This window comes from Rhizobium sp. NFACC06-2 (genome assembly GCF_900101425.1).
In the GTDB taxonomy this organism is placed as follows: Bacteria; Pseudomonadota; Alphaproteobacteria; order Rhizobiales; family Rhizobiaceae; genus Agrobacterium; species Agrobacterium leguminum.
In genome coordinates this window covers 1-1,335 of record NZ_FMVA01000043.1, presented here as the reverse complement: position 1 = coordinate 1,335, position 1,335 = coordinate 1, and the positions used below count along the sequence as shown (strand labels likewise).

Here is a 1,335-nt window from a genome sequence, read left to right as displayed (position 1 = left end):
GTAAGCCCACGGTGAAGGCCGTCTTGCGATGACGGCCTTCTGGCTGCCAGTCCTAGTGGTAACACTAGGAGCAGTCATATGACGAAGCATGCAATTGAGGTGATCACGTCCGTAGAGCGCCGTCGGCGCTGGTCACGAGAAGACAAAGAGCGCCTGGTCGCTGCCTGCTTTGAGCCAGACGCGGTCATCTCCGAGATTGCCCGCGCGGCTGGTATCCATGTCAGCCAGTTGTTTCGTTGGCGCAAAGAGCTGTGCCGGCTCGACGAGCCGCAGACCGAGACGGGAACCGTGTTGGTGCCGGTGATCGTGTCCGAGGCCATTTCATCAGTCTCTCCCATTCAGCCGGGAGCGCCGACCACACCCCATCCTCGTCGGAAGCGCAGCGATGTGACAATCGAGCTTGGACGGGGTCGGCGCGTGCGCGTGGATAGCGACATCGATACCGAGGCGCTCGGCCGCATACTCGACTGTGTGCTGGGGCTGCGATGATCCCGGTTCCTGTTGGCGTGAAGGTCTGGCTGGCCACGGGCTATACGGACATGCGCAAGGGCTTCCCCGGTCTGTCTTTGATGGTGCAGGAGGCGCTGAAGCGTGACCCGATGTGTGGACACCTGTTCGTATTCCGCGGCCGCGGCGGTGGCCTGATCAAGGTGATCTGGCATGACGGCCAAGGCGCTTGCCTGTTCACGAAGAAGCTGGAGCGTGGCCGCTTCATCTGGCCATCTGCGGCCGATGGCACGGTGGTGATCACACCTGCGCAGCTCGGTTATCTGCTGGAAGGTATCGACTGGCGGATGCCGCAAAAGACCTGGCGGCCGACGTCGGCCGGATGAGCAAAAACACTGGAATGACAGGCTCGAATATGATTCCATCCTGTCATGAGCAATACGACTGAAGAGCTTCCGGACGACCTTGCCAGTGCCCTTGCACTGCTGGCCCAGGAACGCGCTCGACGCGTTGCAGCCGAAGCAGAAGCGGCGACCGCAAAGGCAGAAGCCGCCAGCGCAAAGGCCCTCATATCGCATTCCGAGGCGCTGATCGCACGGCTGAAGCTGGAGATCGACAAGGTTCGCCGTGAACTCTACGGCAGCCGGTCCGAGCGCAAAGCGCGGCTTCTCGAACAGATGGAACTGCAGCTCGAGGAGTTGGAAACGGACGCCGGTGAAGATGAACTGGTGGCGGAGATCGCAGCCAAAGCTTCAACTGTCAAAGCCTTCGAGCGCAGGCGTCCGTCACGCAGGCCCTTTCCCGAACATCTGCCACGCGAGCGCATCGTCATCGCCGCTCCCGCCAATTGCGCCTGCTGCGGATCGGCCAAATTGTCGAAGCTTGGCG

3 protein-coding genes are annotated in these 1,335 nt (G+C 61.6%); all 3 read left to right on the top strand.

Annotated features, from left to right (window positions below):
• The first annotated feature begins 78 nt into the window (after positions 1-78).
• Positions 79-489 (top strand): IS66-like element accessory protein TnpA, encoded by a 411-nt coding sequence (tnpA, locus tag F3H58_RS27055; RefSeq protein ID WP_142187467.1) that lies wholly within the window; start codon positions 79-81, stop codon positions 487-489.
• A complete protein-coding gene (gene tnpB / locus F3H58_RS27050; protein ID WP_034495582.1) occupies positions 486-833 on the top strand; it encodes an IS66 family insertion sequence element accessory protein TnpB in 348 nt (115 codons plus the stop codon). Before tnpA ends, tnpB begins: the two co-directional genes overlap by 4 nt.
• 45 nt (positions 834-878) lie before the next feature.
• Positions 879-1,335: IS66 family transposase (locus tag F3H58_RS27045; RefSeq protein WP_188129098.1), on the top strand; the 457-nt coding region annotated here is incomplete at its 3' end.